Annotated in this window: 6 protein-coding genes and 1 pseudogene; 1 reads left to right on the forward strand and 6 read right to left on the reverse strand. The window is 49.1% G+C overall.

Features of this window, described 5'->3' with window-relative positions:
- Positions 1–34: 34 nt before the first annotated feature.
- The 6 genes and pseudogenes from remA to AZ66_RS33890 all read right to left on the reverse strand — a co-directional run.
- Positions 35–295, reverse strand: coding sequence for an extracellular matrix/biofilm regulator RemA (gene remA / locus AZ66_RS22760; protein ID WP_005548256.1), 261 nt, complete (start codon positions 293–295; stop codon positions 35–37).
- A gap of 36 nt (positions 296–331) precedes the next feature.
- A complete protein-coding gene (locus AZ66_RS22765) occupies positions 332–1,216 on the reverse strand; it encodes a YicC/YloC family endoribonuclease (protein ID WP_152523878.1) in 885 nt (294 codons plus the stop codon).
- 32 nt (positions 1,217–1,248) lie between these two features.
- Complete coding sequence (locus AZ66_RS22770; protein ID WP_044356955.1) at positions 1,249–3,153, reverse strand: bifunctional homocysteine S-methyltransferase/methylenetetrahydrofolate reductase; 1,905 nt, start codon at positions 3,151–3,153, stop codon at positions 1,249–1,251.
- 253 nt (positions 3,154–3,406) lie between these two features.
- Positions 3,407–4,237, reverse strand: a complete 831-nt coding sequence (dapF, locus tag AZ66_RS22775) for a diaminopimelate epimerase (RefSeq protein ID WP_044356956.1) — start codon at positions 4,235–4,237, stop codon at positions 3,407–3,409.
- Between the two features lie 164 nt (positions 4,238–4,401).
- Positions 4,402–6,222, reverse strand: a complete 1,821-nt coding sequence (locus AZ66_RS33885; protein WP_442950316.1) for a cation-translocating P-type ATPase — start codon at positions 6,220–6,222, stop codon at positions 4,402–4,404.
- Positions 6,223–6,249: 27 nt separating this feature from the next.
- Positions 6,250–7,242, reverse strand: a pseudogene (locus AZ66_RS33890) (HAD-IC family P-type ATPase); the annotation flags it as partial.
- Between the two features lie 330 nt (positions 7,243–7,572).
- Here AZ66_RS33890 and AZ66_RS22785 point away from each other — a divergent pair.
- Complete coding sequence (locus AZ66_RS22785; protein ID WP_044356957.1) at positions 7,573–9,390, forward strand: Rqc2 family fibronectin-binding protein; 1,818 nt, start codon at positions 7,573–7,575, stop codon at positions 9,388–9,390.
- The last annotated feature ends 42 nt before the right edge of the window (positions 9,391–9,432 follow it).

A 9,432-nucleotide genomic window follows, 5' to 3' on the forward strand; every position in this document is an offset into this window, starting at 1 on the left:
AATTAATAACCCCTTCTTCATCTTCGTCTCCATCTTATTCGTCGTTGTCGTCATCCTTTGTAGATAGACGGTGAGCTACCGTTTCAGGCTGCACAGCGGACAAAATGACATGGTCACTGTCCGTAATAATTACGGCACGCGTGCGTCGGCCGTATGTAGCGTCAATCAGCATATGACGGTCTCGAGCCTCTTGAATGATTCGTTTAATTGGAGCCGATTCCGGGCTCACAATCGAAATGATCCGGTTGGCAGATACGATATTACCAAATCCGATATTGATTAGCTTAATCGCCATTACAGGTCCTCCCTCTACTTTCGAGCGCTCCACAATTTATTCAATATTCGCTGCTTGTTCGCGAATTTTCTCCAGCTCCGCTTTCATTTCAACGACGCGGTTCGTTATTTCCAAATGATTCGCCTTGGAGCCGATGGTGTTCGTTTCGCGGTTCATTTCTTGTACAAGAAAATCAAGCTTGCGTCCTATCGCTTCATTACTTTCGAGCAGTCGTCTGAACTGTTCGAAATGGCTCTTCAGCCGCGTCAGTTCTTCATCAATGTTGGAGCGTTCCGCAAACAGTGCCACTTCCAGTGCAAGCTTATGCTCGTCCATTGGAAAACTGGCATCCAACAGTTGTTCGATACGTTGTTTCAGTTTCGCTCGATAATCGGTCACAACGACCGGAGCCCATTCTGTGAGTTCCGAATGGAGCAATTCCAACCGGCTCAGTCGTTCCGCCAAATCTCGGTTGAGGTGGCTGCCTTCCATGGCGCGCATCCTGCACAATCCATCCATTGCTTCCAGCAATCCCGATTCCAGAGAAGCAGCAAGCTCCTCCTCCGACCAAGAGGTTAGCTCTCTAACCGTGAACAAATCAGGAAGCGAGAGCAAGTCGGTAACCGACAAATCTCCCGCTACACCATACTCACTTTGAACTTTCGCAGAAGCTTGAAGATACGCTTCGAGCGTTTGCCGATTCAATTCCACAACCGACTTAACCTCGCCGTTCCGCTCCTTATTCATAAACACATCGATTCGGCCGCGACTAACCTTCTGCTGAACGATGCGCCGAAGACGATCCTCATAGCATGTCCATTCTCTCGGCAAGCGAAGCACAGCTTCGCAGTAACGATGGTTAACAGACTTCGCTTCAATCGTTATCTTGTACCCGCCAATCTCGCGGGTAGACTGACCGTAACCAGTCATACTATAGACCACGGGCACCACATCCATTACCCTATTTTAATTGATTATGTCAGACGATACAAGGGGTCTGCCTGGCGTTCCGCTTTTTCCCATACATACTGGGTCAATTCGGCTGTCATTTCATAGAACATGAACGGCGTCATGAAGTAGATGCCCTTAAAATGGGTAAGCGCGACATCCAGCAGTTCCTTCGCGATGACGACCCCTTCCTTGCGCCCAGCTTCCCCTTCTAATCCACTCATTCTACTACGTACTTCATCGGACAGTTGGATACCGGGAACCTCATTGTGGAGATATTCAGCATTGCGTCCGCTCGCAAGCGGCATAATGCCGATAAAGACTGGTACATTAAGATGTTTCGTAGCTTCTGATATCCGTACAATTAACTCTTTATCATAGACGGGCTGCGTCATAATGTAATCTGCGCCGGCTTCGATTTTCCGTTCCAAACGCGCGATCGCTTTATCCAGATGCTTCACATTCGGATTAAATGCGCCGCCAACGACGAACTTCGCCTTCTGCTTGAGCGGCTTGCCTGAGAATGCAAGACCGCTATTCAACTGCTTAATCATCCGAATGATCTCGAAAGAGGTCATGTCGTATACCGAGCTCGAGTCAGGAAGATCACCGAATCGGGCCGGATCTCCCGTTACAGCGAGCACATGGTCAATGCCAAGTGCATGAAGGCCCATCATGTGGGACTGAGTTCCTATCAGATTGCGATCTCGACATGCGATATGGACAAGCGGGCGAATGCCGACTTTATCAAGTGCCATGTAACCAAGAGCCAAGTTGCTCATTCTGGTAACGGCAAGTGAATTATCTGCCAACGTCAGGGCGTCAACCCCCGCCTCCTTCAATACCTGCGCACCCTTCATGAACTTCGATACATCCAGATCACGAGGCGGATCCAGCTCCACGATGACTGTATGACGGGATCGCACCATATCGACTATTGATTCCTCAGCATCGTGTCCATGATCACAGCCGTCGTAACAGGCAGCACCATCATGCCAAAGCATAGATTCTGATTCCTCTTCAATAATGATGCTTTCCACAGGCTGCACAGGGAGCTTAGGAACTTCCACATCCCGAAGTGCTTCTACGATCGCCGCAACATGTTCAGGTGTCGTTCCGCAGCAGCCGCCGACAATCCGAGCACCCATTTGCACGAATTTAACCGCGCTTTGCGCCATATATTCTGCGGATGCAGCGAAGTTGTAGCGTCCATCGACATAATCAGGCAGACCTGCATTTGGGAATGCAGACAACGGCAGGTCGATACGCCCTTGAACACCCTCTAGCGCACGCAGCACGCCATTCGGACCCATATGGCAGTTCAAGCCTACTACATCCGCTCCATCGTCACGCAAGACGCGGAATGCTTCCAGCAAGCTCTTGCCATCCTTCGTTCTCCGAGATTCCTCCACGGCGAATTGACAGATTACAGGAACATCTTGATCCAGTTCACGCACCACTTGCAAGGCAAGACGCATTTCTTCCAGATCGTAGAAGGTCTCAAACATAATGCCGTCAACGCCTTCTTCCAGCATGGCCGACATCTGTTCATGATAATCTCGAATGACTTGGTTGGTATGAACATTCTCACGTTTACCTGCTCGAATAGAACCAAGCGCACCTATCACATAAGCTTGATTTCCTGCTGCTTCACGGGCAAGGCGGACAGCCGCTCTATTAATATCCTTAACGAGATGCTCTTTGCCATGTCTGTAGAGCTTCTCCCGATTCGCAGTGAATGTATTCGTCTCTAGCAGACCCGAACCTGCATCCACATACTGCTTATGGATATTGCGGATCACATCTGGATCGGTGACATTCAGTATTTCATACGAAATACCAACAGGATACCCAAGTTGATACAAATACGTCCCCATTGCACCATCGCCAATTATGATTTGCTCGTGCAGTGCTTCCCGAAAGTTCTTCATCCTGTCTCGCACCCCAATCTCCCATCGTTGGTGAATCCTCTGTATATAGTAGTAACTTGCTTAGTAAACATTCTATCAAGAAACCGCGGTTCATCAAGTAAAATCGCCCATTTTGTTCATCTTTTTTTGAAAAATTCATAGAATTTCCACCAAAATACTGTGTTATACGTACATCACAGCATCAAAAAGAGGCCAGCTGCATCGACTACAGCTGACCCCTCATGTTCTTAACTCATCCAGTTTATTAAGTTCCTTACTCCCATACACCATCAAAAACATATGTTGCAGGCCCTGTCATGTAGACATGATTATCCGCAGCATTCCATTCAATAAATAAGTCTCCTCCTGCAAGCGATACGGTTGCCGCTCTGTCCGTCAACCCATTAAGCACACTCGATACGAGCGTCGCGCAAGCGCCTGTTCCACATGCAAGGGTAGCCCCTGCTCCCCGCTCCCATACTCGCATCGTGACATGATCGCGTGTATGAACAGAGACAAACTCTACATTGATGTTCCTCGGAAAATAAGAGTGACTCTCCAACAGCGGCCCCCATCCATGGATATCGAACGTTGCTGCATCATCCACATAGATGACACAGTGTGGATTACCCATAGATACTGCCGTAAACGTAAAAGCGTGGCCGCCTGCTTCAATTGGCTGGTCAATGACAGCAGGCTTATCAAATACCGTCGGTACCTGCAGCCCTTCAAGCACTGGCTCTCCCATATCTACACGCACAGCATGAACGCATCCGTCCTCACGAATGATCTGAACATGCTGCACACCAGCCCGAGTCTCGATCGCAAGCTCATCTCGCTTCACATATCCATGCTCCACGACAAAGGTCGAGACACATCGAATCGCATTACCGCACTGTTCGGCTTCTGACCCATCCGAATTAATAATTCGCATTCTCACATCAGCAGATTCAGAAGGCAATATATATACAAGACCGTCAGCACCAATACCGAAATGGCGATTACAGACTGCAACCGCCAACTCAGATACGTTAGCTGGAAGCTCCTGCTCTCCATGAACAATAACGAAGTCATTGCCGAGTCCATGCATCTTAGTAAATTTCATCGTAATCAACCTTTCATACGGCAAACTTAATTTGCATTATTGACCACATTCGAGTCATTCATAACAACTCAAAGTTTACCGAATCAAGGCTTATTAATCTATAAACCTAGTGGAGCAATATTTGCACTTTTTTACATAAATAAGTTCTTCAACATTTACCAACTTCAAGCCGCTCTTCGATTGGAGGTAAAGGCTGGATTCGCCCCACTTGGCCGTCCCGACTTCTTGCCGGACAAGACTGATCCGATCCCCATCAAGAAGGTTGGAATGCCAGCCATGACAAATGTAATCGCCCAATCTCTAAAGTTGAGCGGAACCGTCTTGAATATTGGCTGCAACGGCTCGATATAAAGCACACCAAGCAGAAGCACAACCGAGGAGGCAACTGCCAGCACCAAGTATCGGTTCTGCAAGAAATTCCGATGGAAAATCGAACGAGAGCTTCGGCAATCAAACACATGAATAAGCTGGGCTAGTACAAGTGTCGCAAATGCGACGGATTGAGCCTTCGTAAGCTGTGCGGCACTGTCTGGATCCGTGCTCCATGTAAGCCAAAATGCGATTAGCGTACAAACCCCAATCAAGATGCCTCGACTAATAATTTTCCAACCCAATCTCCGTGAGAAGATACTTTCCTTTGCAGACCGCGGCCGATGCTCCATTAAATCCTTCTCAGGCTGATCGACGCCGAGCGCCATTGCAGGCAGCCCATCAGTCACCAGGTTCACCCATAAAATTTGTATCGGCACAAGCGGCAAGGGAAGTCCTAGTATCATGGCAAGGAACATGACTAATATTTCCCCTACGTTCGAAGCTAGTAAGTATCGTATAAATTTGCGAATGTTCTCGTAAATGCCGCGTCCTTCCTCAATGGCTGCTACGATCGTTGCAAAATTATCATCGCTCAGGATGAGCGACGAGGCTTCTTTGGTTACATCGGTACCTGTTTTCCCCATCGCAATGCCGATATCTGCAGCCTTAATGGCAGGAGCATCATTGACACCGTCCCCTGTCATCGCCACAACATGACCATTGCGCTGTAATGCCTTAACGATTCTTAGCTTATGCTCTGGCGAAACCCTCGCATATACATAGGCATTGTCCACGACCTTATCCAGCGCATCATCATCCATCATAGCAAGCTGCACTCCGCTCATCGTTAATCCGCCGCGCGGGATGATGCCGAGCTGATTGGCGATCGCTTCTGCAGTCAATTGATGATCACCCGTAATCATTACCGTCTTAATTCCGGCACGTCTGCAGATAGCAATGGCTTCTCTTGCCTCGCGGCGCGGTGGATCAATCATACCCGCTAATCCTGCGAACACGAGCTGGGACTCCACCGCAGATTCATTCTCCGCATCTTCGCTTGGCTTCATTTCCCGATAGGCAAGCCCCAGTACACGGAGCGCCTGCTTCGCCATAGCTTCGTTAGCTGCTAATGCCTTCTGCTTCAATGTCGCCGTGAATGGAACGACCTTGCCATCCCACAGTGCATAGCTGCACCGTTCCAGCAGCACATCAGGCGCACCCTTCACCAAAGCGAGACGACCACCCTGATGCTTCACAATGACAGACATCCGCTTGCGATCCGAGTCAAAGGAAATTTCTCCAACGCGTTCATACACGGCGGACAATGACTGCGGCGTCATCCCTAACTTCGCAGCCAGTACAACCAGTGCTCCTTCTGTTGGATCACCCTTAATGTCCCAGATCGGCCTCAACTCTTCCTGTTCCTTGCCCGCAGTTTGCTTACCGTTCTTCCCTTTTTTACGTTCAGATGGAGCAGCTAGTTGTTCGGTCGGATAAGATTCGATAAGGGTGGCATTATTGCACAATGCGCTGATCTGCAGCACTCGGCGCAGCGACTGATCGTGCTTCAAATCCAACTGCTTGCCTAGTTCCGTAATTTGTCCAGTCGGCTCAAATCCTTCCCCGCCAACTTCAAGTGAACGACCACCTGTCCATATGCGGGTTACCGTCATCTTATTCTGCGTAAGTGTTCCTGTTTTGTCCGAGCATATAACAGAAGCGCATCCTAACGTCTCCACAGACGGCAGCTTGCGAACGATAGCCTTGCGCTTAATCATGCGCTGAACACCCAGGGCTAGCGCAATCGTAACGATCGCTGGCAATCCTTCAGGAATTGCAGCAACGGCCAAGCTGACACCCGCCAAAAACATCGTCATCGTGGGTTGTCCATGCATAATACCAGCAGCCACAACCACAACCGTCACTAGAAGGGCAACGATAATTAGAATTTTGCCTAATTGCTCAAGACGATGCTGCAGCGGAGTTTCCATCGATTCGGTGTTTTTCGATCAGATCTGCGATTTTTCCCCCATCTCAGTGTCCATACCAGTTCGAATAACAACGCCTTTGCCGGAGCCTCGGGGTAACCCATTGTGCCCCATGAATCCGATATTCTTCATGTCTCCTAACGGGATATCTTCCTTGTCTATCGGCTTGGCATGCTTGCCGACAGGTACTGACTCTCCCGTCAAGGCTGATTCCTCAGCATAACAGCTGTTCGCCTCAATCCAGCGAATATCGGCAGGCACACGATCTCCGCTCTCCAGAAGCACGATGTCACCGGGTACAAGCTCACTCGCAGGCACACTGCGCACTTGCTTATTGCGAAGCACATTGGCCGTAGGCGCAGACATCTGCTTCAATGCATGAAGCGATCGCTCCGCTCGGAATTCTTGAATGAAACCGAGTACAGCATTCAGCGTAATGATTGCAATAATCGTTATGGCATCAAGATACTCTCCGAGTATCCCGGATACGAGCGTAGCACCGGCAAGCACCAGTACCATGAAATCTTTAAATTGGTTCAAAAACAAGGTGATCGGCGAGATGCGCTCTCCTTCTGACAGCTCATTGTGCCCAAAACGCGTTTGGCGAGACGCCGCTTCTTCTTCAGTGAGCCCTTCTTCCCTGTGGACTCCCAGCGCTTGAAGCAGTTGCTCCGAAGATGCCTGGTGCCACTTCATTTGATCCATGGTTCGTACCCCTTTCCATTCCCGTTATTGTTCCGTATGAAAGCCTTGCAACAGTGTCCAAGCAGACAACCTCTACGCTAAAGGTATTCGGACGAGTCCAAAAATATCCCAACGATCCAAGAGACACTTAAGTTTTCATTAAAAATATGGCATGATAGGAGATACAGCATATTGGAGTCCGTCATATGCGCTTTTGTTCACAAATGAAGGCTGATCAGTTCCCGCTACTAGAACAAAGCACGGTATATGTAGAGCGTATGCTCAGATATACCGCTTGCTGCGGCAGGCTTGCCGAGGAATTGAATTTCGATAGACAGGAGTTAGTTCACAATGTCATTAGATGGAATTGTAACCCGTGCCCTCGTCGATGAACTGCAACAGACGATTGGCGCTCGCATTCTTAAATTATATCAACCTACTGAACACGACTTGATTCTGCATATCCGAACTGGCGGCAAAAATCGCAAACTGCTGCTCTCCGCCAACCCAACTTATCCGCGCATTCACTTTACAGAGCATTCGTACATGAACCCGCCGGAACCGCCGATGTTCTGCATGCTCATGCGCAAACATTGCGAGGGCGGCGTTATTGAGAAGATCGAGCAGATTGGCCGGGAACGTATTGTACATATTACCGTTCGTTCGCGGGATGAGCTTGGAGATGAATCACTGAAGAAGATCATCATTGAGCTGACAGGCAGACACAGTAACATTATTATTGTTGAACCGTCGTCATTCACCATTATTGACGGCATTCATCATGTCACTCCTGCCATCAGCAGCTTCCGCATCGTCATGCCTGGATTCACATATACGGCACCGCCTGAACAGCACAAACTGGATCCGCTGAGCGTGGAACCTGCTACCTTCATATCCATGTTTGTGGAGCAGGCAGAAGAGTCGTCGGAACAACCGGAGCAACGCATCGACTCCAAATTTTTGTCCAAATGGCTTGTCCAGCACTTCTCGGGTGTAAGCCCACGACTGGCCGATGAGATCGTATGGCGTACAGGATTGTATGCTGCACCAACCGCCACGGAATCCGCCGAGGAGACGCGTACACCGGAAACAATAGCCCAGCACCTGAGCGAAGCCTTTCTCCAAGCAATGGACGATGTCGCTAATCAGCGGTACAAGCCTACCCTGCTTGCAGATGAACGCGGTAAAACGTATTTTTCAGCGCTGGAAATTACCCATATTCACGGGGAAACTCGATACTTCGATACAATGAGTGACTGTATGGAGCACTTCTATGGGGACAAGGCCGAGCGCGACATGATTAAGCAGCGTGTTGGCGATTTGTTCCGCTTCCTGCAACAGGAGCATGCGAAGAATGCGAAGAAACTCGACAAATTAGAAGAAACGCTCAATGAAGCACAGGATGCGGATCGATTACGCATTATGGGAGAGCTGTTATTTGCTTCTCTGCATATGATTACGAAGGGTGATAAAGATATCACACTCATCAATTATTACGATGAGAACGGTGCGTCCATGACGATACCGCTTGATCCGCTGCTCACTCCTTCAGACAATGCACAGCGTTATTTCAAAAAATACAATAAAGCTAAAAACAGCATCGCCGTCGTCCAAGAACAAATGTCTGCTGCCAAAGAGGAAAATCGCTATTTTGAAACGCTTATGCAGCAGTTGGAGGATGCAACGGTTCAAGATGCGCAGGAAATTAGAGAGGAGCTTGTTGGCCAAGGCTACTTGCGTGACCGGGGCCGCAAGGACAAGCGGAAGAAAAAGGATGGACGTCCAACCATCTATTGCTACACTTCATCGGAAGACATCCCAATCTACGTAGGCAAAAATAATTTGCAAAATGAATATGTAACCAATCGCCTCGGCAAGCCGAACGATACTTGGCTGCACACCAAGGATATCCCTGGATCACATGTTGTCATACGCAGCGAACAGTTTGGAGATGCGACATTAGAGGAAGCAGCCCAGCTTGCCGCTTATTTCAGTCAGGCCAAGCATTCCAGTCAGGTGCCTGTCGACTATACACTTATCCGCCATGTGCGGAAGCCGAACGGTTCCAAACCGGGGTTCGTCATCTACGAACGGCAGAAAACGCTGTTCATTACCCCTGATGCGAAGCGCATTGAGGGCATGAGCCTGACCGTGAAGCAGGGCGGATAACCGCAGTAATGCACAGTATGGCCAACCCGCCCACATACGAAG

The organism is Paenibacillus sp. E194, assembly GCF_000935845.1.
GTDB lineage: Bacteria > Bacillota > Bacilli > Paenibacillales > Paenibacillaceae > Paenibacillus_B > Paenibacillus_B alvei_B.

Excerpts from the sequence above, each read along its gene's own strand:
- remA (WP_005548256.1), bottom strand. The coding sequence starts at position 295 with ATGGCGATTAAGCTAATCAATATCGGATTTGGTAATATCGTATCTGCC.
- AZ66_RS22770 (WP_044356955.1), bottom strand. The coding sequence starts at position 3,153 with ATGAAGAACTTTCGGGAAGCACTGCACGAGCAAATCATAATTGGCGAT.
- dapF (WP_044356956.1), bottom strand. The coding sequence starts at position 4,237 with ATGAAATTTACTAAGATGCATGGACTCGGCAATGACTTCGTTATTGTT.
- AZ66_RS22785 (WP_044356957.1), top strand. The coding sequence starts at position 7,573 with ATGTCATTAGATGGAATTGTAACCCGTGCCCTCGTCGATGAACTGCAA.
- AZ66_RS33885 (WP_442950316.1), bottom strand. The coding sequence starts at position 6,222 with ATGACGGTAACCCGCATATGGACAGGTGGTCGTTCACTTGAAGTTGGC.